Raw genomic sequence first — 24,149 nt, forward strand, 5'->3', positions numbered from 1 at the left:
GCTTTGGATGAACGGCTAGAAATCGTGCGGATTTCGGTGAACGTGACCGAGCGTTTCGCTAATACGTGACCGGTGCTTCCACCCCGGTTGCGCGGGTTCTGGATTGTAATCGCATCGGTCACGATGCGGCTTGTTCCTCGGCTTTTTTTCGGCGCAGCGACTCGCCTTTCATCGTCAGTCGGTAGGCGTTGTGCACCAGGCGGTCGAGGATGGCATCGGCCAGGGTCGGGTCGTTGATCCAGCCGTGCCAGTGCTCGATGGGCAGTTGGCTCGTCAGGATGGTGGAGCGGCTGCCAGCGCGGTCGTCGATCACCTCCAGCAGGTCATGCCGGGCTCCTTCCTCCAGCGGGGCTAGCGCCCAGTCGTCCAGCACCAGGACGTCGACCTTTGCCAGCTGTTGCAGGGTACGGCCGAAGCTGCCGTCGCCATGAGCGATGCGCAGTTGTTCCAGCAGGCGCGGGGTGCGCAGGTACAGGGTGCTATAGCCCTGGCGGCAGGCCTGGTTGCCCAGGGCGCAGGCCAGCCAGGTTTTGCCGGCACCGGTCGGGCCGGTCAGCAGCAGGTTGTGCTGCTGGCGGATCCAGTCGCCACTGGCCAGGGTGGCGATCAGACGCTCGTCCAGGGCGCGTCCGGTGCGGCGGTCGAGATCTTCCAGGCAGGCGTTGGCGTACTTGAGCTTGGCCTTCTTGCGCAGCCGTACCAGGCGCTGGTTGTCACGCCAGGCCAGTTCGCGGTCGAGCAGTAGGCCGAGGCGTTCATCGAAGCTCAGGCTGTGGCTGGCCGGCAGCGTCCATTGCTCTTCCAGGGCGCGGGCCATGCCGTCCAGGCGTAGCTGGTGCAGTTGATTCAGGGTGTGTTGCGGCATCATCGAACAGCTCCTGTTGCGGGGGTTGGTAGTAGTCGGCGCCACGGACGTTCTCGTGGTCGCCGGGTAAGGTCGTTTCGGCGGCACGCTGGGGCAGCGGCTGTTGATCCAGGCCTTGCTGGAGCAGGTTGCGCACGCTGCGCCCGGTGAAGGCGCGCAGGTGTACGGCACGTTCGGCAGCGGCTTCCAGGCGTGCATTGCCATAGCGCCGGGCCAGCGAGAGCAGGCCGAGGCAGGCGCGGTAGCCCATCTCCGGGTGCGGCTTGTGGGTCAGTTGGTGATCGATCAGTTGGCGCGTGTAGGGGCCGATCCGCGCGCCCCAGTCGAGCAGGCGTTGTGGCGTCCATTCGCGATGCGCCTGGTGCGCCGCGGGCATGTGCTCGCGCTGGGTACTGTAAGCGCCGCGTCGCCCCAGCAGCAGGTGGCTGGCCACCCGCCGGTTGCCATGCAGCACTTCCAGGGTGTGTGCCGTCAGTCGCACGTCCACGTTCTGCCGGGCCAGGGCGGAGGGCACGCTGTAGAAGCTGCCATTGACCTCGATGTGGTAGTCGATGCTGACCTTGCAGCGCTTGAAGGTGGCGACCTCGTAGGGATGCACCGGCAGCGCTCGCAAGGCCGGGCGATCCAGGCGCTCGAACCAGTCGCGCCGGCAGCCATCGAGCCGCTTGAACGGGCGCCGATTCAGATCCTCCAGCAGCTCGGCGATGGCCTGGTTAAGCGCATGCAGGCTGAAGAACTGCCGATGGCGCAGCCGCGCCATGATCCAGCGCTCGACCACCTGCACCGCCACCTCGGCCTTGGCCTTGTCCTGAGGCTTGCGTGGCCGTGCCGGCAGGATCACCGTCTGGTAATGACGCGCGCACTCCAGCGTGGCCCGGTTCAGGCCCGGCTCGTAGCGATCCGGCTGGGCGACCAGGGCGCGCGGATTGTCCGGCACAACCATTTCCGGCACGCCGCCAAAGTAGGTCAGAGCCTGGCCCAGCGAGGTCAGCCAGTCCACCTGGGTTTCGCCTGGCGTCGCGCAGGCATAGGTGTAATTCGAGGCGCCCAGGGCGGCGACGAAGATGTGCGCCCGGCGCACTTCGCCGGTGGCCGGGTCGACCACCGGCAGCGTCGGCCCGGCATAGTCGATGAATAGCTTCTCGCCCGCACGGTGCAGCTGACGCATCGAACGTTTGAGCGTCTGGGCGTAGCGCCGGTAGTGCTCGACGAACTGGGTGTAGCGGTAGGTCGGCTGGCCCGCATGCGCGGCGAGATATTCCTCCCACAGCAGCTGCAAGGTCACGCCCTTGCGTCGCAACTCGCGGTGGATGCTCAGCACATCGGGCAGCACTCGCTCACCGCGCGGCTTGTTCGTCGACGTCGGTGCAAACAAGGCGGCCGCCAGCGCGGCCTCGTCCATGGCCACCAGCGCCGGCCAGTCCAGCCCGGCCACCCGCGCCGCCGCGATGTACTTGCTAACCACGCCCTTGGACAGCTGCAAGGCACGGGCAATCTTCTCGTGGGACAAGCCGGCCTCAAACTTGAGGCGCAGACATTCTTTGATGTTTCGCATGGCTACTCGCGGCGCCGCCATCTTCCTCTCCCGAAATCGGTCGAGGATGGCGGCGCATCAGGTCATGCGCAACGAAGGGGAAGGCTTTCGCTAAGTCGTGACCGGCGATTTCGGTAAGCCGTGACCACCTGTTTCGGAACAGGCGGAAAATCGGTCACGTTGCTACCGAAATGAGCGGTCACGCGTTAGCGAAATGACCGGTCACGATCAACCGAAACGGCCGGTCACGGTGCTCCGAAATCCGCAAAATCGAGGAAAAATAGTTACTGTATTACTTTTGTTAACAAGAATTAATTGCAATAATAACCGCCCATTTGTTCTCGGCCCAGCGAGGCCTAGAAGGACATTCAACCCTTTCCTCCTCTCAGGTCCGGCCAGCATGACAAGCAATCCACTCTCCGCCTCGCCAACCAAACGCCCAAGCCCGCTGCGCGCCGTAAGCGCGGTTGCTGCGCTGCTGTGCAGCCTGCTGCTGGCTCCGACCGCGGCCTTCGCCGACCAGCACGCCCCAGCCACCGCGCCCGCCGCCAGCGCTCCGGTAGCCGAACACCCTCAGACTGACCCGGCAGCCCCTCTGGCCACTGCGCCAGCCACCGATCCGGCCCATGCCGAAGGCCTTCCGGTAGCAGGCCAGGACACCCCCGAAGTCCTCGAAGCCGACAACAGCCTGGGCATGGCCCATGACCTGTCGCCCTGGGGCATGTACCAGAACGCCGACATCATCGTGAAACTGGTGATGATCGGCCTGGCCATCGCCTCGATCATCACCTGGACCATCTGGATCGCCAAAGGCTTCGAACTGCTGGGCGCCAAGCGGCGTCTGCGCAGTGAAATCGCCGCCCTGAAAAAGGCCACCACGCTCAAAGAGGCCAGCGCCACGGCCGCCAAGGAGGGTACCCTCGCCCACCTGCTGGTCCACGACGCCCTGGAAGAAATGCGCCTGTCGGCCAACAGCCGCGAGAAAGAAGGCATCAAGGAACGGGTCAGCTTCCGCCTTGAACGCCTGGTGGCTGCCTGCGGCCGCAACATGAGCAGCGGCACCGGCGTACTCGCCACCATCGGTTCCACCGCGCCGTTCGTCGGCCTGTTCGGCACCGTGTGGGGCATCATGAACAGCTTCATCGGCATCGCCAAAACCCAGACCACCAACCTCGCCGTGGTCGCCCCGGGCATCGCCGAAGCCCTGCTGGCCACCGCCCTGGGTCTGGTTGCCGCGATCCCTGCGGTGGTGATCTACAACGTCTTCGCTCGCTCCATCACCGGCTACCGCGCCCAGGTGGCCGACGCCTCGGCAGAAGTCCTGCTGCTGGTCAGCCGCGACCTGGACCACCAGCCAGCCGAGCGCTCCACACAACCGCACATGGTGAAAGTGGGGTAATCAGCCATGGGCTTGCATTTGAAAGAAGGCGCAGGCGACGACCTGGCCGAAAACCACGAAATCAACGTCACGCCGTTCATCGACGTGATGCTGGTGTTGCTGATCATCTTCATGGTCGCCGCCCCGCTGGCCACCGTGGACATCAAGGTCGACCTTCCCGCCTCCAGCGCCAAACCGGCGCCGCGCCCGGAAAAACCGGTGTTCCTCAGCGTCAAGGCCGACCAGCGTCTGTTTATCGGCGAAGAGGAAGTCAAGGCCGAAACCCTGGGCGCCATCCTCGACGCCCGCACCCAAGGCAAGAAGGACACGACCATCTTCTTCCAGGCCGACAAGGGCGTGAACTACGGCGATCTGATGAGCGTCATGGACAACCTGCGGGCCGCCGGCTACCTGAAAGTCGGCCTGGTCGGACTTGAGACGGCAGCCAAGAAATGATCACGACGCGCCAAAGACTGACGCGTTACGGCGGTAGCCTGGCAGTGGTGCTGGGCGTCCATGCGCTGGCGATCTTCCTCGCCCTCAACTGGTCCAAACCACAACCAATACCCATTCCGCCCCAGGCCATGGTGGTGGAACTGGCGCCTGCCCCCGTGCCGCCTCCGCCGGCACCACCGAAGGTGGTGACCCCACCGCAACCGCCCGCGCCGGTGGAAGAACTGCCGCTGCCCAAGCTCGCCGAAGCGCCGAAACCGACTATTTCAGTGCCCAAGCCGGCCAAGCCGAAGCCCAAGCCACAGCCGCCAAAACCGGTGGTCAAGCCCGAGCCGCCCAAGGAAAAGCCTTCCGAGGAAAAGCCCAGCGACGCTCCGGTCACACCCGCCCCGTCCCAGCAGCCCGCCCCCGCGACCGCCGGCCCGTCACCGGCCCAGGCCGCCGCCAAGGCCAACTGGCAGGGACTGGTGCAGGCGCACCTGGCCAAGCACAAGCGCTACCCGAGCGAGGCTCAACGTCGAGGCAAGGAAGGCACCAACTCCCTGCGCTTCGTGGTTGATGCCGAAGGCAAGGTGCTGTCCTACGAGCTGACCAGCCGTTCGGGCAATGCGGATCTGGACCGGGCCACCCTGGACATGATCCGACGCGCCCAGCCTCTGCCCAAGCCGCCGGCCGACATGCTCACCAATGGCACCGTGGAAGTCACCGCGCCCTTCAACTACGAAATCGACAGAAGCCGCGGTCGCCGCTGATACCCCGCCAGGGCACCTGCAAAGGTGCCCTTGGCGTTTGCGCAGCCCGAAGCAGGCATTGGCGGGTGTCGCATTCCACCCTCCGTCTGATAACGTGCGTCTATCGATTGCAGCCGTTATGCTTGGCCGCAACCTCATGGACGCCCGCTATGACCCTCACAGAATTACGCTACATCGTCACCCTCGCCCAAGAGCAGCACTTCGGCCACGCCGCCGAGCGTTGCCATGTCAGCCAGCCGACCCTCTCGGTGGGCGTGAAAAAGCTTGAAGACGAACTCGGTGTGCTGATTTTCGAGCGCAGCAAGAGCGCGGTGCGCCTGACCCCGGTCGGCGAAACCATCGTTGCCCAGGCACAGAAGGTCCTGGAGCAGGCCCAGGGCATTCGCGAACTGGCCCAGGCCGGCAAGAACCAGCTGACCGCGCCACTCAAGGTGGGCGCCATCTACACCGTCGGCCCCTACCTGTTCCCGCACCTGATTCCCCAACTGCACCGGGTCGCGCCGCAGATGCCGCTGTACATCGAAGAGAACTTCACTCACGTACTGCGAGACAAACTGCGCAATGGCGAGCTCGACGCGATCATCATCGCCCTGCCGTTCAACGAGGCCGATGTCCTGACCCTGCCGTTGTACGACGAGCCCTTCTACGTGCTGATGCCCAGCGACCACTCCTGGACCAAGAAGGAAACCATCGACGCCAGCCTGCTCAACGACAAGAGCCTGTTGCTGCTGGGCGAAGGCCACTGCTTCCGCGACCAGGTGCTGGAGGCCTGCCCGACCCTGACCAAGGGCAACGACGGCGCCAAGCACACCACCGTGGAATCCAGCTCCCTGGAAACCATCCGCCACATGGTCGCCTCGGGCCTGGGCATCTCGATCCTGCCGCTGTCGGCGGTGGACAGCCATCACTACGCCCCCGGGGTGATCGAAGTGCGCCCACTGACCCCGCCGGTGCCGTTCCGCACCGTGGCCATCGCCTGGCGCGCCAGCTTTCCGCGACCCAAGGCCATCGAGATCCTCGCCGACTCGATCCGCCTGTGTTCGGTGGCCAAGCCGCCCGCCGCGAGCTAAGCAAGCGCAATGACTGAGCTGTCGAAAGTGCCGGTCACGGCACTCAAGGGCGTTGGCGAAGCCATGGCCGAGAAGCTGGCCAAGGTCGGCCTGGAAAACCTCCAGGACGTGCTGTTCCACCTGCCCCTGCGCTACCAGGACCGCACCCGTGTAGTGCCGATCGGCGCCCTGCGTCCGGGCCAGGATGCGGTGATCGAGGGCACCGTCAGCGGTGCCGATGTGGTCATGGGCAAGCGTCGCAGCCTGCTGGTGCGCCTGCAGGACGGCACCGGCGGCCTGAGCCTGCGCTTCTACCATTTCAGCAACGCGCAGAAAGACGGCCTGAAACGCGGCACCCGCGTGCGCTGCTACGGCGAAGCCCGGCCCGGCGCCTCGGGCCTGGAGATCTACCACCCGGAATACCGCGCCATCAGTGGCGACGAACCGCCGCCGGTAGACCAGACCCTGACCCCCATCTACCCGCTGACCGAGGGCCTGACCCAGCAGCGCTTGCGCCTGCTCTGCCAACAGAGCCTGGCCCTGCTCGGGCCGCGCAGCCTGCCGGACTGGCTGCCGGAGGAACTGGCCCGGGACTATCAACTGGCGCCCCTGGACGATGCGATCCGCTACCTGCATCACCCACCGGCGGACGCCGACGTCGACGAGCTGGCCCTCGGGCATCACTGGGCCCAGCACCGCCTGGCGTTCGAGGAATTGCTGACCCACCAGCTGTCCCAGCAACGCCTGCGCGACAGCCTGCGCTCCCAGCGCGCCCCGGCGCTGCCAGTGGCCAAGAAGCTGCCGGCCCAGTACCTGAAGAACCTCGGCTTCGCTCCCACGGGCGCGCAACAACGGGTCGGCAACGAGATCGCCTACGACCTGAGCCAGCCCGAACCCATGCTGCGCCTGATCCAGGGCGACGTCGGCGCCGGCAAGACCGTGGTCGCCGCCCTCGCCGCCCTGCAGGCCCTGGAAGCCGGTTATCAGGTGGCATTGATGGCGCCCACCGAGATCCTCGCCGAGCAGCACTTCATTACCTTCAAGCGCTGGCTCGAACCCCTGGGCCTGGAAGTCGCCTGGCTGGCGGGCAAGCTCAAGGGCAAGAACCGCGCGGCCGCCCTGGAACAGATCGCCGGCGGCGCACCGATGGTGGTAGGCACCCACGCCCTGTTCCAGGACGAGGTGCAGTTCAAGAACCTGGCCCTGGTGATCATCGATGAACAGCACCGCTTCGGCGTCCAGCAGCGCCTGGCCCTGCGCCAGAAAGGCGTTGGCGGCCGCCTCTGCCCGCACCAGCTGATCATGACCGCTACGCCGATTCCACGAACCCTGGCGATGAGCGCCTACGCCGACCTGGACACCTCGATCCTCGACGAACTGCCCCCGGGTCGCACCCCGGTCAACACCGTGCTGGTCACCGACAGCCGCCGGGTCGAGGTGATCGAGCGGGTACGCGCCGCCTGCGCCGAAGGGCGCCAGGCCTATTGGGTCTGCACCCTGATCGAAGAATCCGAGGAGCTCACCTGCCAGGCCGCCGAAACCACCTTCGAAGACCTCTCCAGCGCCCTGGGCGAACTGCGCGTGGGGTTGATCCACGGCCGCATGAAACCGGCGGAGAAAGCCGCGGTGATGGCCGAATTCAAGGCCGGCAACCTGCAACTGCTGGTGGCCACCACGGTGATCGAGGTCGGCGTCGACGTGCCCAACGCCAGCCTGATGATCATCGAGAACCCGGAACGCCTGGGCCTGGCGCAACTGCACCAGCTGCGCGGCCGGGTCGGGCGCGGTAGTGCCGCCAGCCACTGCGTGCTGCTCTACCATCCACCGCTTTCACAAATCGGTCGTCAGCGCCTGGGCATCATGCGCGAGACCAACGACGGTTTCGTCATCGCCGAAAAGGATCTGGAACTGCGCGGCCCCGGGGAAATGCTCGGCACCCGCCAGACCGGCCTCCTGCAGTTCAAGGTCGCCGACCTGATGCGCGACGCCGATCTGCTGCCCGCGGTACGCGACGCCGCCCAGGCCCTGCTGGAGCGCTGGCCGGACCACGTCAGCCCGTTGCTGGAACGCTGGCTGCGCCATGGCCAGCAATACGGCCAAGTGTGAACCACCACTCAGTTAGTGAACCCTCGCCATAACCAAGCTGGTTATACTCGTCAAATTGTAAAAAAGCGGATACCAGACCATGACAGAAGTTGCCCTCGACATTGCAACCCCACACGCTCCGTCTGTTATCCGGTTGCTGCTCGGCAAGCTGGCCATCAGCTTCAACGAAGTGCTCGACCAGCCGGGCCTGCCGGCTGCGCGCAGGGTCCAGGCAGTGCTGCTGGACGACGCCGTCGGCGCGCTGATGGTGCTATTCCCGCAGAGCCAGCTACTGGACCTCAATCGCCTCGCCGAGCTCACCGGTCGCCGCCTCACCGCGGTATCCACCGAGCGCCTGGAGCGCATGCTCGGCAAGCACAGCCTGAGCCTGCTGCCCGGCCTGCCGGCGCTGACCAGCTCGCCCTGCCTGTACGAAGAAAGCCTGCTGCGCGAACCCAGCCTGCTGATCAATTCCGGCGAGCCCGGAGTGCTGCTGGAAATCACCAGCGAAGCCTTCAAGAGCATGCTCAACAAAGCCAGTGCCGGTCACTTCGGCGAGTCGCTGAGCAGCATCCGCCCCAACCTCGACCGCCCGGACGATGACCGCGAGGAAATCACCCAGGCCATGCAGGCGTTCACCGCGCGGCGCATCCAGCAACGCCTGGAAGCCACCATCGAGATCCCGCCGCTGGCGGAAACCGCACAGAAGATCATCAAGCTGCGGGTCGATCCCAACGCCACCATCGACGACATCACCGGCGTGGTGGAAACCGACCCGGCCCTGGCCGCACAGGTCGTGAGCTGGGCGGCCTCGCCCTACTACGCCTCGCCGGGCAAGATCCGTTCGGTGGAAGACGCCATCGTCCGCGTGCTGGGCTTCGATCTGGTGATCAACCTGGCGCTGGGACTGGCCCTGGGCAAGACCCTGAGCCTGCCCAAGGACCAGCCGCAACACGCCACGCCCTACTGGCAGCAATCGATCTACACCGCTGCGGTGATCGAAGGCCTGACCCGCGCCATGCCTCGCGCCCAGCGCCCGGAAGCCGGCCTGACCTACCTCGCCGGCCTGCTGCACAACTTCGGCTACCTGCTGCTGGCCCACGTGTTCCCGCCGCACTTCTCGCTGATCTGCCGGCACCTGGAAGTCAACCCGCACCTGTGCCACAGCTATGTCGAGCAGCACCTGCTGGGCATCAGTCGCGAACAGATCGGCGCCTGGCTGATGCGCTACTGGGACATGCCGGACGAGCTGTCCACCGCCCTGCGCTTCCAGCACGACCCGAGCTACGACGGCGCCTTCGCCGAGTACCCGAACCTGGTGTGCCTGGCGGTGCGCCTGCTGCGCAGCCGAGGCATCGGTTCCGGCCCCCACGAAGAGATCCCCGACGCCCTGTTCGAGCGCCTGGGCCTGAGCCGTGACAAGGCCGAAGACGTGGTGAGCAAAGTGCTGGAAGCGGAAGTCCTGCTGCGGGAACTGGCTTCGCAGTTCAGCCAGGCCTGACCCCATTCGCCGGCAAGCCGGCTCCTGCACCCGCCTTGTAGGAGTCGGCTCGCCGGCGAAGTCCCACCATCAAGCCTTGGGCTTGGCCTTCTTCGGTTTCAGATACTTGGTCAGACCCTGAAACCAGATCACCAGCGCCGGGTTGCCCTTGATCTGAATCGACTTGTCCTGAATCCCGGTCATGAACGCCAACTGCTTGTTCTTCGCCTGCATCGTGGCGAAGCCGTAGGCGGCATCCTTGAAAGCGATGGCGAACGCCGGCTCGGGGTAGAAGCCCGAACGGCTGGTCACGCGCTGGTCTTTGACGAAGAAATGCCGAGCAACCTTGCCGTCGAGGGTCTGCAGCTGGAACACCAGCTCCTTGTCGCCCAACTGTTGCTGGAAAGCGGGATTGTTGCGGCTGGCCTTGCCCATCAACAGGCCAAGCATCCAGAGAAGAAAACGAAATTTCATGCACGGCGCCTCAGTGGAATTATTGGGTGGCCGGCGCAGTTTAACCTGTAACGTGAAGAGCGCCAGTCGATCTGGCCAATTACTCGGAGATCGACTGGCGTTCAACGCTTATCGCGACATCTTGTCAGACAATCACTGACTCAGACGTTAGGGCAAGGCACCGGAGCCCAGTCGCCCAGGTCCGGGTTCTTGCACATGCTGTTGACCTGGGTCTGACCGGTGGTCGCAACCTTGCTGATCTCGGCCTGCTTGGTCTTGGCCTGCTGGATCGACTTCTCGGTGTTCACCGCTTCGGCCGGCACGGTCGGCAGCTTCGGCTGCTTGACCTTCTGCTGCTTCTTCTTGCCGCCGGTGGTGGTCACCGGAGTGGTATCGGCGGTGGCGACTTTCACCACGTCGGTGCGCTGCACGCCCACCTGCTGCAAGTCCTGCTCATAGGCCTGGTTGTACTTGTTCAGGTCTTCGCTGGCCCGGCCGTTCACCGCGGCGATCAGGTCGTTGGACTCTTTCAGGCCGCTGACGATTTCCGCCAGGCGCTTGCGCCCTTCCACGTCATTGATGCTGTTGGCCTTGCGCGCGCTGATCAGGCTGTCGAAGGCACGCTGGTAGCAGGTTTGCGAAGCGCGGGCATAGGCCGTGCTGCGATCGATGTCGGCCGCGCTCTTGTTGACGTCGGTGGCGTAGGAAGCGATGCGCTGATTGTCGTCGGCGATCTGTTTCTGGCGCTCGGTGTAGTAACCGGCGGCGCCACCGGCCAGGGCACCGCCTGCGGCGCCGATGGCGGCGTTGCGACCACGGTGGTCGCCGTCACCGGTCAGGGCACCGAGCAGTGCGCCACCGGCGGCGCCCAGGGCGGCTCCGGTCACCACCGACTTGGTCATGTCCGAATCGGTGGCACGCAGGTGCTGTACCGGTTCGTAGCAGCTCGGGTAGTACTCGACCTTGGTGGTTGAGGCGACCTTGGACACCGGAGAGGTCGCGCAACCGGTCAATACGGTGCTGAACCCGGCGGCAACCAACAGCAGGTGACGCTTGGATGTTGAAGCAAATGGCTTGCGGGAAAAAAGCATGTTGATGATCTCGATTAGTGTTGACCTACTCGGCACGACACCAGGTCGTCCGAGCTCCTCCAGGCTCGACAGACAGCGGCCGGTCATGACTTCTGACCGGTCGATGCGAGCAGTTCCTTCAAAATCGTCGCCGGGTCGGCTCGCCGTTGCTGGCGATAATCCCCGACATGGCGGACGAATAACGTAGCGCGCGTCACCAGGCTCTTGCCGAGCACCGGCTTGCGATTGAGCTCTTCCTTGATCCGTTGAAATTGCGCCTGGATCACCGCGTCGGTGTAACGGGTGCCCGTGGCCAGGTTGTCTATGTAGATCGCCACCGCCCCGTCCAGCGCGCTGCGGCCATTGTCGATGGCTTCGGCGAACAGCTTGGCGCTGGGTTCGTCCTTGGCATCGATGGCCTGCTGCTGGCTCTTTTTCAGGTTGGTCAGGCGGATGTTGTAGTTGTTGATGGTTTCGGCCACCAGCGCCGACGACTGGATCAGGTTGCCGGCCGCTTCCTCGCGCTGCTGGGCGATCAGCGAGACATTGCGCTTGAGCTCCTCGTTGACCAGCCCCAGCTCCGCCTGCAAACGCGGGTCGACACTGGCGGCGATGATGGCGTCCAGGCGCTTGGTGGGGTCCTGGGCTTCGTCGATGGCGTCGGTCAGGGACGCCAGGCGGCCTTCCTTCTGCCATTGGGCGAACAGTTCCTTGTAGCGCGAACGCGGGGCCGACAAGGCGCCGATGGCCACCCGAAAGCCCGTGGTTTCGTTGCTCTGCTCAGTGCCGTCGGCACCGAACAGCGGGTACTCGCGGCGCATCCCGGTAAACAGCGTGCCCTCGCCTTCCAGGTAATTGCCGCCCTTGACCACGAAGCCGCCATAGGTGCCCTGGCGCCGCCCGGCGCGCACCAGCTGGAAGGACTCCTGGACCATCTCGGCGGCATTGCCGATCACGTCGAACAGGCCGATGGGGTTGGGCAGCTTGGTGCCGATCGGCATCAAGCGCGCCGCCTGGCCGGTGCCGCCGGCCACCTGGTTGAACACCGCCCAGTCCGCCAGCGGGCCGTCTTCCTCGCTGCCCTCGACCCGGCGCGGAAACAGCCGCCCTTCCAGCTCCTGGCGGCTGACCGCCTGGCCGCCACGGGCGGCGTATTCCCATTCCACTTCGGTGGGCAGGCGCACGAAGCCCAGGCCGCCGTCGTCGGAGGAACTGCCACGGCCGCTGACCGGCAGCAGATCACGGTGATGCTTCATCAACCAGGCGCTGTAGACCGCGGCGAAACGCTCGGCCTCGAAACGCGACAGCTTGACCTTGGGCAGGCGCCCCTGCAGGCCGTCCGGCGCCTCACAGGCCGGGGCCGGCTCACCACTGGCCAGGGACTGGGCCTGAGCCATGACCTGGGCGTACTGGCGAGCGGTGACCTCGTACTTGCCGATGAAATACAGCATCGGCTTGAGGGGCACCCCGTTGCCGGTTTTCGGCAGGGCCGGGCCGATGGTCTTGCCCCAGGCCGCGGGCAGGTCCTTGAGGGTGAACTGGCCGTTGATGTAGTCCCGGCGATAGCCGGAAATGAACGACTGCTGATAGCCGCTTTCACCTTCGCTGAAGGGGTAGCCGAGGTTCACCTCGCGGTCGTCCAGGGTGCCCTGGGCCAGGACGTAGACGTAGCGGAACACCATCTCGCCCTCACAGGGCAAGGGCAGGCTGACGTCGTCCGGCAACGGCTTGGGGTTGTCCATCTTGTTCACCGGCTCTTCGGCCCACACGGCTCCGGCCAGGGTCAAGGCCAGCACGGTGCTGATCAACTTATACATCGCGAATTCCTTCACAGGCTTCAATGCGCGACACCCGCCAGCCGCCCAGCGCGGCGGCCAGGGTGCTGACGCCCAGCGTCGCCAACAGGGCCAGTCCGTAATGGACCGGCAGCAGGTGGCTGGCGTACTCGCCGGGCACCTGCATGAACAAATGATTCAGCCCGGCCTGGGCCAGGCCATACAGCGCGCCACTCAACAGCGCGGCAAACCCGGCGCTGTACAACGCCTGGGCCACCACGAACAGCAACAGCGCGCCGGTGGAAAACCCCAGCAGGCGCAGCACCGACAACTCCCGACGCTTGCGCTCCACCGCCGCCAGGGCCCCGGCGAAGATCGCCGCGAAGGCCCCCGCCAGGGCCAGCCCGGCGATCACCCAGAAGACGATGGACAGGTTGCGGCTCAAGGACTGCACCTGGGCGATGGTCTGCGCCTGGGTCGCCACCAGCAGGCCACGCTCGGCGAAATACAGCCGCAGCGGCTCGACGTCATCCAGGTCGCGGGCATACAGGCGAAACGCCGGATAGACCCGCTGCGCAGTCGCCGCCTGGGCCTCGCCTAGCCAGCCCAGGGCCGCCACGGCGCGACCGTCGCGGTAATCCTCGGCGGCCTCCAGCAGCGCCAGCGGAGCGAACAGCGCGTCACGGGCAAAGGCTTCCAGGGGCAGGATGCCCTCGACCTGAACCCGGGTCCGCTGCACCTCGCTGCGCCCCGCCACCTGTCGGCCAAAGCTCGCTTGCAACCAGTCCCCCGGCTGCACCCCGAGCTTCTCGGCAGCGGTACGGCTGAGCAGCACGCCGCTCATGCTCCGGGGGGCCGGCAGGCGCCCGAGCAAAGGATCGCCAACGGCGGTGGGCAGCATCTCCACGGTCAGGCCGATATCCCCCTTACCCCGGGATAAGTCCGCCGTCGCGGCTATCTGCCGGGTACGCGGCAAGGCAAAGGCCACGTCCGGGCGCTGCCCCAGCTCGGCAATGAACCCGGCGCTGAAGCGCCCGCCGCCCAGGGGAATGATCTCGCGCACCGCCGGGTCCTTTTCCAGGCGCTCGGTGAGGCTGCTGACCAGCCCGAACTTGAGCCCGAACAGCACCAGCAAAGGGGCGATCACCGCCACCAGGGCCAGCACCGAACAAGCCGACAGCCAAGAGTCGGCGCGGTAGTCCTGCCAGGCCAGGGCAGCGGTCAGGGACGCACGCATCAGCAGGCCTCCCCGAGGGTCGCGGTGACCCCGCCGTCGGCATCGCGCCGGCAGGCAATGCGCCGCACCTGCAAGCCATTGGCCCTTGCCAGCACCTCATCGTGGGTGGCGATCACGCAGCACACCCCCTGATCGCGGGACTGCTGCACCAGCAGCTGCATCACTCTTTGCGCGTTCAAGGGGTCCAGGGCCGCCGTTGGCTCATCCGCCAGCAGCACCTGCGGGCCATGGGCCAGGGCCCGAGCGCAACTGACCCGCTGGCGCTGGCCCACCGACAGGGCCGCGGGCTTCTTGTGCAGTTGATCGGCAATTTCCAGGCGCTCGGCCAGCCGCCGGGGAATGCCGTCGTCAGGCAGCCCCAGCAGTTTGCGCGGCAGGCCGATATTCCCGCGCACATCGAGAAAGCCCAGCAGGCCGCCGGTCTGCAGCACATAGCCCAGGTGCCGGCTGCGCAATTGCGCCAGGGCACTGTGGCCGGCGCCGCGCCAGATCCCGAGGATGTCGATGGCGTCCCTGGCCGGGGCAAATTCGAAGCGCGCCGCCGAATCCGGAGCCAGCACCAGCGCCAGCAGATCGAGCAAGGTGCTCTTGCCGCAACCACTGGGGCCGACCACCGCCAACTGGTCGCCCGCGCGCAGTTGCAGCCGGGGGATCTCCAGGCTGTAGCGTTGGCGACCCTCGCCGCGGCTCTTGCGTACCTGCGCCAGATCGAGCATCACGGCAGCGTCGACAACGGAACGCGGTACAAGGCATCGCCCGGCTCGGCATCGCCGAAGCGCACCCAGTTGGCCAGGTCGTTGTGGAAGGTTTCGTAGAGGCGGATCTTCGAATCCAGCTCGTCGATGAAATCTTCCTGCTCGGCCACGCTCAACGACAGCCACAGGTCCTGGGTCATGTTCAGCGACTTGCTGCGGTACGGCAGGCCTTCCAGGTATTCGCCGAGCACGCCGCCGTCGGCCAGGTTGCCGCCCTTGCGCAAGGCCGACGGGTCGCGGCTCATGTAGGCACTGGCGCTGGCGATTTCCTGGAAGAAGTCCTTGGGCGAGGTCTGGGTCTTGCGCGCCGCGTCGACGATCAGTTTCAGCGACTGCTGCAAGTCGTTGAGCTGCAGCTTGGTCAGCATCACGCAGACCTGGAACGCCGGCAGCGCCGGGTTGGTCAGGTCGCGGTCGGCGGTCCAGGCGCTGACCAGTTGCGGCGCCTGGCTAGCCGCCTTGCGCCCAAGGAAATCCATGTGCATGGCGTAGCCGATGGCCGCCGATTTCTGCGCGAGGCTCGGCGCCGCCGCCAGCAGCGGGACTTCCTGCTTCTGGTTGCTGCGCACCTGATGCACCAGGTCGGCGAACACCGTGCCGATCTCGTCGACCCGTTCGCCGAACTTGCGCACATCGCCACCGGGCACCGGAATGTACAGGTCGCCGATCTTCGGGTTGGCGTCGGCGGTCAGTACCCGGTACTGGGTTTCCGCCTGGGCGTGGTTCTTCTTGCCGGCATCGGTGCGCAGGTGCAGGGCGTAGATCTTGATCTGCTTGCCCAAAGCCGCCTGGCGCACTTCCGCCTCGTTCATCTGGGTGCGGCTGTAGGGGTCGTTCTTGCGCAGGGCGCCGGCATCGCTGACCAGCAGGATCAGGCGGCCGCCGTAGCCCTTCCAGTCCATGCCTTCCACGGCCTGCATCACCCCGGCGAAGGCGTCTTCGTTGAACGAGTGGCTGGAGACGTTGGTGGCCTTGACCTGGCTCACCAGCTCCTGGAAACGCTGGGGATCGCGGCCCTGGTCGAGGGTCACCAGGGTCTTGGTCACATACTCCAGGCCTGGGGTCTTGCTGGTGTTGTTGCGAAAGCCCACCAGGCCGAAGCTGACGCTGTCCAGCTCGCCGCGCTCGGCGATCTTGCTCTGCAGCTCGTGCACCACGTCGCGCACCTGATCGATGTACGGCTGCATCGACACCGAGGTGTCCACCACCAGCACCACCGCGGTGCGGAAGGCATCGGCGGCGGCCGGCGGGCTGTTCGCCGGCAGCGCCTTGCCGCTGCTGTCACTGATGCTCTGCGGGCTGTTGCCCGGGTCGATTGAGGCGACATTGAGCAACTGCACCGGCTGGCCGTTCTCGTCGAAGCTCTCCTTGGCGTCGAAGATCGGCAGCAGGTAGAACTGCTCCTGGGGCACCGCGCTGGCATTGGGTTCCAGGGCCAGCACCTGCTGCTCGTCCTGGGGATTCTTCTGCGCCCTGAGCAGCAGGTTCTTGGCCGCCGCCGGGTCCGCCAGCAGGCGCTCCAGCTCGCTGGCCTGGCGCACGAACATCACCGGCGCGCGGCCGGAGCGTTCGGTGAACTTCAGCACCAGGCTCTGCTTCCAGTCGCTGACCTGCTCGGCCGGCAACCAGCCGGCGCTGCGGCCGTCACTGGCGGCGCCCAGGCGCAGCCAGGAGCGGCCGTCAAGATTCTTGCGCTGATACACATAGAGCACCGAGAACGCCGGCACCGGCTTGTCCGGCGTGGCCCCCGGCTCGCTGGAAAAACTCGCCCCCGGCTTGCTCAGCACCCGCTGGAACAGGGTCTTCTTGCCCGGCATCAGCAGCGGCCGCTGGCCGCCATCGACATCCGCCGCCAGCGCCTGCTCCACCGGCGGCGCCACCACGGCAGGCGGGGTGCCGGCCGTCGCAGCGGTCTTGGGCGCAGGCGCCGGGCTGTCGCCGGACAACCACCAGTACCCCGCACCCGCCACGGCCAGGGCCACCGCCACGGCAACCCCGGCCAGGGCCAGCACCGGGCCGCGCCGCTGTTCGGAAGCCCCACTGCCGGCGGGCGGCAGATTGGCGGTGCGCGGCGGCACCGCTGGCTCCTCGGGCGGCTCGCGGCGCGGCGCCGGTTGCGGCGCCTGTTGCGGAATCTCGATCGACACCGGGGTCAACCCGGCCAGGTCGTTGCTCTGAGGTGCAGACTGGGTTGCAACCTGGGGTGGCAGCGGCAACGGCTGGATCAGCGTCGCCTCCACATCGGCCGTCTCCGGCGGCAGGTTGTCCAGGGCCGCCAGCAAGGCCGCCGCGTCCGGGTAGCGTTCCGCCGGATCCTTGGCCAGCAGCTTGCGCAGGATGTGCTGGTAGCGCCCATGGTGCAGCGGCAGCTCCGGCAAGGGTTCGGTGAGGTGGGCCAGGGCCGTGGACAGCGCGTCGGTGCCGTTGTACGGCAACTCACCGACGAGAATTTCATACAGCACCACGCCCAGGGCATACAGGTCGGCGCGACCGTCGATGTCCTGGCCACGGGCCTGTTCCGGGCTCATGTAGCTGGGCGTGCCCACGGCGAAACCGGCCTGGGTGAACTGGGTGCGATCGTCCAGGGACTTGGCGATGCCGAAGTCCGAGAGCACCGCCGTGCCATCGGCACGGAACAGGATGTTGGCCGGCTTCACATCGCGGTGCACCAGCCCCTGGGCATGGGCATAGCCCAGGGCCGAAGCGATCTGGCGGATGTAGGTCAGGCCCTGCTCCGGGGTCAGCCCGGCGGCGATGCGCTCTTTGAGGGTGCCGTTGGGCAGGTACTCCATGGCCATGTAGTACAGCTCGCCGACATTGCCGATGTCGTGGATGGTCACGGTGTGCGGGTGCGACAGCCGCGCCAGGGTCTTGCCCTCACGCAAGAAGCGCTCGCAGAAGCTCGGGTCGGCGGCCAGCGCCGCGGCCATCACCTTGAGCGCCACCTTGCGTTCCAGGGAACGCTGGGTCGCCAGGTACACGGTGGCCATGGCGCCTTCGCCAATCTCGCCCTGGATGTCAAAGCCGGGAATCAGAATGTCCATGGTCAGTGTCCTGCGGCCTTGATCACGATGGCGGTGATGTTGTCCGGCGCGCCCCGGGTCAAGCCCAGGTGGATCAGGCTGCGCACCACATCGTTGGGCTCGCTGTGACTCAGCACGTCGCGCAGTTCGAAGTCTTCGGCGGTCTTGTTCAAGCCATCGCTGCACAGCAGGAAGGTGTCGCCGTCCTGCACCTGCAGGTCGACCTGGGACAGCTGCAACTGGGCCTCGACGCCAATCGCCCGGGTGACGATGTTGGCCCGCGGATGCACCCGCGCCTCGGCTTCGCTGAGCAGGCCGCTGTCCTGCAGGTCCTGGACGTAGCTGTGATCCCGGGAAATGCTTTCCAGCTGCTCGTCCCGCAGCCGGTACAGGCGACTGTCGCCGGCCCACAGGCACACGCCCCGAGCGCCGCGCACCGCCAGCAGGACCACGGTGCTGCCCATCATGGTCACCCCGCGATTGGCGGTTTCCTCGCGCACCGCGGCGTTGACCGCGGCCAGGCCATTGCGCAGCGCGGCGACGTACTGCTCCAGGCTCTCGGCCGCCGGCACCGCCCGCAGGCTGTCGACGATCAGGCTGCTGACATAATCCCCGGCGGCGTGCCCGCCCATGCCGTCGGCCACCAGCCACAGGCCGGTCTCCGGGGCTTCGAGCCAGGCGTCTTCGTTGATTTTCCGCACCATGCCGACATGGCTGTAGCTGGCGGACTGGTAGGACAGTTGCGGCGCTGAACCCATTTAGACGGCACCCTCTTGTCCGAGCAAAAATTGCGCAAATTCACTGGCCGGCGGCAGGCCCTGGCAGCGCAGCAGCATCGGGCTGATGTACTGCGAACCCCGGCCCCACCACAGACTCGTCCCCTCGCCGGCCTGGGCCGCGAGTACCGCGCCCCGGGCCAGGGGGTCGCTGACGTAAAACCGTTGCAGGCCGGCGTAATGGCTGACCTCGACCCGCCGCGCCGGGTTCGGCGCGCCCAAGGCCTGCAGGCCCTGCTCCAGGGCCTCGAAATGGGCACCTTCATCCAGGGTCGCCAGCAGCAGTTGTTCCACCTGCTCGAACCACTGCTCCGGGCCACTGACCAGGGACGTCAACTCCGCCTCGGGCTCCAGCAGCGCGGCCACGGTCAGGGGGAAATAGCGCCCGACCCGGTCAATGCTCGGCATCACCACTCCCACCGCCGCCTGGGGCCCGCAGACGCCCGGGGCCAGGGCGAAGCGCCATAACGGGCTGATCAGGTAGGCGTTGAGCCACTGCTCGCCCAGGGCGTTCTGGCTGGCCAGCAGCCCCGCCGCCAGCCAGCTGTCCCAAGGGCCGATAAAACTCTGCGGCAGACCGCGGCTGACAAAATCGCCGCGGCTGGCCAACTTGCCGTACAGGCCGGGCGCAGTCATAGCCGCTCCGGCAGGCTGAAGCCGCTGAGCACCCGGCTCTTGAACGGGTTGAAGGCACTGCTGGCGCGCAGCTCGTAGGAGATGCTCGCGCCATCCACCCGCAGCCGCAGGTTGAAGCGGTCCGGCGAATTGGTGGCGGTCAGGTCCGATTGCTCCAGCAGGCGGAACCAGGCCCAGGGACCGTCCAGGGTCACCCCGGAACGCCCGGTGGCCGACGGCGGCATGATCGACAGGCGCACCACGCCGATGCTCCCCGGGTTCGGCCACTGCATGGCCACCGGTCGGCTCGGGCCGTGGTCGTAGCTCAATTGCTGGCCGTCCAGGTCGAGCAGGAACTGGCTGATGCTGGCGTCCATGGCCACCGGCTTGAGCTCAAAGCGCACCGCCGGCTGGGTGCCGCCGCTGGAGCGGAAGAACGCATCACGAATGTTCGCCGCGCGCTGGAAGGTCTGCAGCACACCGGGGGAGATCCCCAGTTTCTGCGCCGCGCCCGGCTGCCAGCTCCAGGTGGTGGTCGAGGTGTTGACGTAAGGCTGCAGGTACTTGCGGAAGTAGTTGTCCATCACCCCGCCGGTGCCGAAGAACTGGCCGAAGTCTTCCAGGGTCGCGTCCCGCGAGCTGCCCGGCGACATCGGATAACGCCCGCTCAGGGACTGGCGATAGACGTTCACCACTTCGCTGACCCAGGCCGCGTTCAGTTGATTGCGCACCCCGCCCATCATGCTGTTGGTGGTGGAACCGACCACCGATTTGACCAGCCCCTGGACCATCGGCGGCTGACGCTCGGCGGTCAGGCTGACCCGGGCGGCCGCGGCGCTGGCCTGATTCTTGGCCTCGCCCAGCAGCGCGTCGCCGCTGGCCCCGACCATGGCGCTGACCTGCACGTACAGGGCGTTCATGTCCGAGAGCAGGCCGTCGATGGCCGCCGGCTCGCCCTCGCCCTTGCTCACCAGGCTGTTGAGGTCGGCAAAGTGCGCGCTCACCGGGTCATCGCTGCTGGCCACGGCAGCCGGGTTGGCCGCCTGCTCCTGGCCCAACAGCGAACCCAGGCGCTGCTTGAGTTGATCGACGCCGCCCTCGACCTTCTGGCCCTGGGCCGCCAGCAGGCGTTCTTCCTGTTGCAGGTCGGTTTCCTTGGCCACCGCCACCAGCAGTTTCTTCAGCGGCGAGGTGGGCCCGGAGAGAATCCGCAGCACGTCGGCGGCCTGGGCCACGCTGGTGATCGGCACGAAGTCGATGTCCGCCAGCAAGGCGTCCCACTGGCGCAGGTAGTCCTGGAAGTACAGGCGACGCACGTCGGCGGCGAGGCTGGCGACGTTCTGCTGGTCGGCCTGATCGCGGCCCAGTACCCACTGCTCTTCCGCCAGGGTGCCGGCCTGGTTGAGGCTGGCCAGGAGGAAGGCCTGGCGATAGCCCTTGGCGGTGAACAGCCCGCTCAGGGGTTCGCTCAACGGCTTGCCGCTCTTGCGGGTGAACACCAGCGCCGCGTCGCGACCACCGGCTTCGCTGAGGCGGAAGTCCGGCACGCCGTCCGGCAGCTTGGCGCGCTTGACCCGGTCATACACGCGCTGGGCCACCGGCAGCTGTTGCAGCTGGCGGCGCAGGTCGTCGATCAGGCGCTGATCCAGCCGCGCATTCGGTGGATGTTTTTCGAACAGCGCCTGCAGGTGCCCGGTCAGGGCCTGACGCTGGTCCGGCGGCAGGTCGCGGGCCAGGGTACGGTCCCAGTCCAGGGTGATCCAGGCCTTGATGAAGTCCGGGTCGTAGTGCTCGCTGTCCGCCAGCATCAGGTAGGCCTTGAGCCCCTCGTAGAGGAAGTCCGAGTTGCCGCCGCTGTGCAGTTGCTCCTCGATACGGGTCATCAGCCGTGGGGCGAACACCGCCACCAGCAGCTTGCGATAGACGCTGGCGGCCTCGGCTTCGAGCATGTCGCCCTGATACAGGCCCAGGCCCTCGGCCCAGCCCGGTGCATCGCCGGCCAGATGGCGGGTGGCGTTGAGCAGCGGCAGCACCGCCAGCACATCGCGCTGGGCCGAGCTGAGGTTCTGCACGTCCTGGCGCACCGGCGCGACACGCTGGTCGACCTGGGCGATATAGGCCTGGTTGGCCCGGTAGCTGATGATCCACAGGGTGCCGACCACCAGCACCAGCGCCACGGTGGCCGCCAGGGCGCCACGGGCGATCCATTTGCGCCGGCGCTCGACCTTGGGATTGACCCCCACCAGCCCGCGCTCGGCAAAGGCCACGGCGCTGAACAGTTTCTCGATGAAGTAACTGCGCCCGGTGCCGGTCTGCCGCGCCAGGTGCTGGCGGTCCAGGTTCATGCTCTGGGCCATGGCGCCGATCAGCCGGTCGATCGGGCTGCCTTCCTGGGTGCCACTGGTGAAATACACGCCGCGCAGCAGCACTCGCTCTTCGAAGGCGTTGGGTTTGAACACGCCTTCGAGGAAGCCCTGCAAGGACTCCTTGAGCGCCGCGAATTGCTGCGGGAAGCCATAGATCAAGTCGCGCCGCGCCGGGTCGCGTTCCTGCTGCAGGCGCTCCACCAGACGCTCGTTGAGGCGCTGCTCCAGGGCCGCCAGTTCCGCCGGCAACTGGGCCAGGGGGCTGTCGCCGCTCTTGCCGTCGTCCAGGGCGAAGGTCATGCCCCAGACCTGGGCCCGCTCTTCCTTGCTCAGGGAATCGAAGAACTCCATGAAGCCCGGCACCAGATCGAGCTTGGTCAGCATCAGGTAGATCGGGAAGCGCACCCCCAGCTGGGTGTACAGCTCCTGGATGCGCAGGCGGATCGCCGCCGCGTGGGCCGCGCGCTCCGCTTCGCTGCCCAGCAGCAGGTCGGAGAGGCTGATGGCGACGAAGGCGCCATCGATCGGCCGCCGCGAACGCTGGGTTTTCAGCAGGTCGAGGAAACCCAGCCAGGCCGCCTTGTCCACCGAGGCGTGGCTGTCCTGGGTGGTGTAGCGCCCGGCGGTGTCCAGCAATACCGCCTGATCGGTGAACCACCAGTCGCAGTTGCGGGTGCCGCCCACGCCGCGCACGGCACCGGCGCCCAGCTGCGCGGCCAGGGGGAAATGCAGGCCGGAGTTGACCAGCGCGGTGGTCTTGCCCGAGCCCGGCGGGCCGATGATCACGTACCACGGCAGCTCGTAGAGGTTGCGCCGCTCGTCACCGCCAAGCTTGGCCTTCTTCAACAGCGCCAGGGCTTCGTCCATGCGCTGGCGCAGGGCCGCCAGTTCTTCGGCGGTGGCCACGCTGTCCGGGTCCGGCGGGGTATCGGCGGCCAGGCTCTGCAACACCTTGGCCGCGTGCCGACGGGCCTGGATGATGCGAAACACCCGATAACCGATCCACAGCGCGAAGATGACAATGATCAACGCCCAGCGCCGGCCTTCCGGCACCAGGAACTCCAGCAGCGGGCCAATGAACCAGATGATCAGGCTCAGGGCGATCAGCCCCAGCAGCGGGATCACCCAGCGAATCACAAAACTGAAAAACGCCTTCACTCGACCCCCTCCGCCAATACGCTGATTTCGACCCGACGATTACGCGCCCGCCCTTCGGCGGTGGCGTTGCTTGCCAGCGGCTCGGTGTCGCTGCGGCCTTCGGCGCTGAAGCGCTCTGGCTGGCCGGTCTTCGCCGCGAGGATCTGCAGCACCGATTCGGCGCGGGCCTGGGACAGCTTCCAGTTGGACGGGAAGCGCAAGGTAGCGATCGGCCGGTTGTCGCTGTGGCCGGTGATGCGCACCTGGCCCTTGACCTTGCGCACCGCGTCGGCGATGCGCAGCATCAGCGGCTGGTAGTCGTCGAGAATGCTGGCGCTGGCCGAGGCGAACAGCTCGTCGCCACGGATAGTCACCACCGAACGGTCGACGGCATCTTCCACCGCCACCCGCCCGGCCTTGATGTCTTCGGCGAGGAAACCGGCCAGGCGCGGACGCTCGACGATCTTCGGCTGGATCACCGGGCGATCCAGGGTCTGCACCGGGATTTCGCCCAGGGCATGGATGTTCTTGAACACCGGCTCGGCGTCCGCCGCCAGCTTCAGGCGCAGGCCGAACAGCAGCACCAGGAGCAGCGCCACGCCAATCGCGATGCCGACCCAGGGCGGCATGAACTGGGCCAGCCGGTCACGGGCCACGCTGACCCCGCGCCAATGCGGCGAGAGCTCGCGCTCGTGCTCGCCACGGGCGCTGCGGATGGTGGCCGCGGTGCGCTCGCGCAGGGCTTCGAGCTGGCTGCGGCCATCGATCATCACCCGGTAGCGACCTTCGAAGCCCAGGCACATGCACAGGTACAACAGCTCCAGCAGGTACAGGCGCTCGCGGGGGCTCTGCAGGCAGTGCTCCAGCAACTGGAAGACCTTCTCGCCGCCCCAGGCTTCGTTGTGCACGGTGATCAGCAGGCTCTGCTTGCCCCAGTCGCTGGTGCTGCCCCACGGGGTGCTGAGCACCGCTTCATCCAGGGCGGTGCACAGCGCATAGCGCGCCAGCAACACGTCGTTGCGCGGCACGCCGGCGGCTTCCGCGCGCTCTTCGAACTGGCGCAGGTAGGCCAGCAACTGCGCCCGCAGGCTCGCCGGTGCCGGGTGCGCCAGGGTGCTGCGCAGCCTCGTGAGCAACGCCAGCAACGGGCCGGCGGCGCTTTCCAGGGGGTTCAGGCCCCGAGCCTGACCGGCCGGCAAGGGCGCCGCCGGCATCGCCAATGACGGCGATGGCGCGGCCGCCGGGCGGCCGGGCTCGGGCGCACGGCCACCGGGGCGCGGCATGAATTGGGTGCGGTCATTGGCCGGGGACGGCTGCCCTGCCGAATCGTCGAAAGGATGCATCGC

Annotated in this window: 18 protein-coding genes; 6 read left to right on the forward strand and 12 right to left on the reverse strand. The window is 66.8% G+C overall.

Annotation, left to right across the window (positions count from 1 at the left end; all coding sequences use genetic code 11):
- Nucleotides 1–118: 118 nt before the first annotated feature.
- Together istB and istA are read right to left on the reverse strand one after the other, a co-directional pair.
- A complete protein-coding gene (gene istB, locus BLV47_RS22415) occupies nucleotides 119–868 on the reverse strand; it encodes an IS21-like element IS1474 family helper ATPase IstB (protein ID WP_062838242.1) in 750 nt (249 codons plus the stop codon).
- A complete protein-coding gene (gene istA, locus BLV47_RS22420) occupies nucleotides 756–2,441 on the reverse strand; it encodes an IS21 family transposase (RefSeq protein ID WP_062838241.1) in 1,686 nt (561 codons plus the stop codon). The genes istB and istA overlap by 113 nt, the downstream gene beginning before the upstream one ends.
- A gap of 358 nt (nucleotides 2,442–2,799) precedes the next feature.
- Between istA and exbB the strand changes: the two genes are divergently transcribed.
- The 6 genes from exbB to BLV47_RS22450 all read left to right on the forward strand — a co-directional run bounded on the left by exbB (nucleotide 2,800) and on the right by BLV47_RS22450 (nucleotide 9,617).
- Nucleotides 2,800–3,798, forward strand: a complete 999-nt coding sequence (exbB, locus tag BLV47_RS22425) for a tonB-system energizer ExbB (protein WP_092317632.1) — start codon at nucleotides 2,800–2,802, stop codon at nucleotides 3,796–3,798.
- 6 nt (nucleotides 3,799–3,804) lie between these two features.
- Complete coding sequence (gene exbD / locus BLV47_RS22430) at nucleotides 3,805–4,233, forward strand: TonB system transport protein ExbD (protein WP_016963705.1); 429 nt, start codon at nucleotides 3,805–3,807, stop codon at nucleotides 4,231–4,233.
- A complete protein-coding gene (locus BLV47_RS22435) occupies nucleotides 4,230–4,982 on the forward strand; it encodes an energy transducer TonB (RefSeq protein WP_092317635.1) in 753 nt (250 codons plus the stop codon). The genes exbD and BLV47_RS22435 overlap by 4 nt, the downstream gene beginning before the upstream one ends.
- Before the next feature lie 149 nt (nucleotides 4,983–5,131).
- Nucleotides 5,132–6,052 (forward strand): hydrogen peroxide-inducible genes activator, encoded by a 921-nt coding sequence (locus BLV47_RS22440; protein ID WP_092317638.1) that lies wholly within the window; start codon nucleotides 5,132–5,134, stop codon nucleotides 6,050–6,052.
- Nucleotides 6,053–6,061: 9 nt separating this feature from the next.
- A complete protein-coding gene (recG, locus tag BLV47_RS22445; protein WP_092317641.1) occupies nucleotides 6,062–8,137 on the forward strand; it encodes an ATP-dependent DNA helicase RecG in 2,076 nt (691 codons plus the stop codon).
- 79 nt (nucleotides 8,138–8,216) lie between these two features.
- Nucleotides 8,217–9,617, forward strand: a complete 1,401-nt coding sequence (locus BLV47_RS22450) for an aminoacyl-tRNA deacylase and HDOD domain-containing protein (protein WP_092317644.1) — start codon at nucleotides 8,217–8,219, stop codon at nucleotides 9,615–9,617.
- Between the two features lie 69 nt (nucleotides 9,618–9,686).
- Here BLV47_RS22450 and BLV47_RS22455 read toward each other — a convergent pair whose 3' ends face one another.
- From BLV47_RS22455 to BLV47_RS22500, 10 genes are all read right to left on the reverse strand, one after another.
- Nucleotides 9,687–10,070, reverse strand: a complete 384-nt coding sequence (locus BLV47_RS22455) for a helicase (RefSeq protein ID WP_092317647.1) — start codon at nucleotides 10,068–10,070, stop codon at nucleotides 9,687–9,689.
- Between the two features lie 140 nt (nucleotides 10,071–10,210).
- On the reverse strand, nucleotides 10,211–11,140 hold the full coding sequence (gene tagQ, locus BLV47_RS22460; protein WP_092317650.1) for a type VI secretion system-associated lipoprotein TagQ: 930 nt from the start codon (nucleotides 11,138–11,140) through the stop codon (nucleotides 10,211–10,213).
- Nucleotides 11,141–11,223: 83 nt separating this feature from the next.
- Nucleotides 11,224–12,936, reverse strand: coding sequence for a formylglycine-generating enzyme family protein (locus BLV47_RS22465; RefSeq protein ID WP_092317653.1), 1,713 nt, complete (start codon nucleotides 12,934–12,936; stop codon nucleotides 11,224–11,226).
- Nucleotides 12,929–14,131, reverse strand: coding sequence for an ABC transporter permease (locus tag BLV47_RS22470; protein WP_092317656.1), 1,203 nt, complete (start codon nucleotides 14,129–14,131; stop codon nucleotides 12,929–12,931). Before BLV47_RS22470 ends, BLV47_RS22465 begins: the two co-directional genes overlap by 8 nt.
- A complete protein-coding gene (locus BLV47_RS22475; protein ID WP_060841731.1) occupies nucleotides 14,131–14,847 on the reverse strand; it encodes an ABC transporter ATP-binding protein in 717 nt (238 codons plus the stop codon). Before BLV47_RS22475 ends, BLV47_RS22470 begins: the two co-directional genes overlap by 1 nt.
- On the reverse strand, nucleotides 14,847–17,930 hold the full coding sequence (locus BLV47_RS22480) for a serine/threonine-protein kinase (protein WP_092317660.1): 3,084 nt from the start codon (nucleotides 17,928–17,930) through the stop codon (nucleotides 14,847–14,849). The genes BLV47_RS22475 and BLV47_RS22480 overlap by 1 nt, the downstream gene beginning before the upstream one ends.
- A gap of 2 nt (nucleotides 17,931–17,932) precedes the next feature.
- Nucleotides 17,933–18,667 carry a PP2C family protein-serine/threonine phosphatase gene (locus tag BLV47_RS22485; RefSeq protein ID WP_016963872.1) on the reverse strand — a complete coding sequence of 245 codons (735 nt, stop codon included), beginning with the start codon at nucleotides 18,665–18,667 and terminating at the stop codon, nucleotides 17,933–17,935.
- Complete coding sequence (tagF, locus tag BLV47_RS22490) at nucleotides 18,668–19,321, reverse strand: type VI secretion system-associated protein TagF (RefSeq protein ID WP_092317664.1); 654 nt, start codon at nucleotides 19,319–19,321, stop codon at nucleotides 18,668–18,670.
- Nucleotides 19,318–22,824, reverse strand: a complete 3,507-nt coding sequence (tssM, locus tag BLV47_RS22495) for a type VI secretion system membrane subunit TssM (RefSeq protein WP_092317667.1) — start codon at nucleotides 22,822–22,824, stop codon at nucleotides 19,318–19,320. The genes tagF and tssM overlap by 4 nt, the downstream gene beginning before the upstream one ends.
- Nucleotides 22,821–24,146, reverse strand: a complete 1,326-nt coding sequence (locus BLV47_RS22500; protein ID WP_092317670.1) for a DotU family type VI secretion system protein — start codon at nucleotides 24,144–24,146, stop codon at nucleotides 22,821–22,823. The genes tssM and BLV47_RS22500 overlap by 4 nt, the downstream gene beginning before the upstream one ends.
- Nucleotides 24,147–24,149: the final 3 nt, after the last annotated feature.

The organism is Pseudomonas saponiphila, from assembly GCF_900105185.1.
Lineage (GTDB): Bacteria > Pseudomonadota > Gammaproteobacteria > Pseudomonadales > Pseudomonadaceae > Aquipseudomonas > Aquipseudomonas saponiphila.

Coding starts and splice junctions, on each gene's coding strand:
- istB (WP_062838242.1), bottom strand. CDS start 868: ATGATGCCGCAACACACCCTGAATCAACTGCACCAGCTACGCCTGGAC.
- istA (WP_062838241.1), bottom strand. CDS start 2,441: ATGGCGGCGCCGCGAGTAGCCATGCGAAACATCAAAGAATGTCTGCGC.
- exbB (WP_092317632.1), top strand. CDS start 2,800: ATGACAAGCAATCCACTCTCCGCCTCGCCAACCAAACGCCCAAGCCCG.
- exbD (WP_016963705.1), top strand. CDS start 3,805: ATGGGCTTGCATTTGAAAGAAGGCGCAGGCGACGACCTGGCCGAAAAC.
- BLV47_RS22435 (WP_092317635.1), top strand. CDS start 4,230: ATGATCACGACGCGCCAAAGACTGACGCGTTACGGCGGTAGCCTGGCA.
- BLV47_RS22440 (WP_092317638.1), top strand. CDS start 5,132: ATGACCCTCACAGAATTACGCTACATCGTCACCCTCGCCCAAGAGCAG.
- recG (WP_092317641.1), top strand. CDS start 6,062: ATGACTGAGCTGTCGAAAGTGCCGGTCACGGCACTCAAGGGCGTTGGC.
- BLV47_RS22450 (WP_092317644.1), top strand. CDS start 8,217: ATGACAGAAGTTGCCCTCGACATTGCAACCCCACACGCTCCGTCTGTT.
- BLV47_RS22455 (WP_092317647.1), bottom strand. CDS start 10,070: ATGAAATTTCGTTTTCTTCTCTGGATGCTTGGCCTGTTGATGGGCAAG.
- tagQ (WP_092317650.1), bottom strand. CDS start 11,140: ATGCTTTTTTCCCGCAAGCCATTTGCTTCAACATCCAAGCGTCACCTG.
- BLV47_RS22465 (WP_092317653.1), bottom strand. CDS start 12,936: ATGTATAAGTTGATCAGCACCGTGCTGGCCTTGACCCTGGCCGGAGCC.
- BLV47_RS22470 (WP_092317656.1), bottom strand. CDS start 14,131: ATGCGTGCGTCCCTGACCGCTGCCCTGGCCTGGCAGGACTACCGCGCC.
- BLV47_RS22475 (WP_060841731.1), bottom strand. CDS start 14,847: ATGCTCGATCTGGCGCAGGTACGCAAGAGCCGCGGCGAGGGTCGCCAA.
- BLV47_RS22480 (WP_092317660.1), bottom strand. CDS start 17,930: ATGGACATTCTGATTCCCGGCTTTGACATCCAGGGCGAGATTGGCGAA.
- BLV47_RS22485 (WP_016963872.1), bottom strand. CDS start 18,667: ATGGGTTCAGCGCCGCAACTGTCCTACCAGTCCGCCAGCTACAGCCAT.
- tagF (WP_092317664.1), bottom strand. CDS start 19,321: ATGACTGCGCCCGGCCTGTACGGCAAGTTGGCCAGCCGCGGCGATTTT.
- BLV47_RS22500 (WP_092317670.1), bottom strand. CDS start 24,146: ATGCATCCTTTCGACGATTCGGCAGGGCAGCCGTCCCCGGCCAATGAC.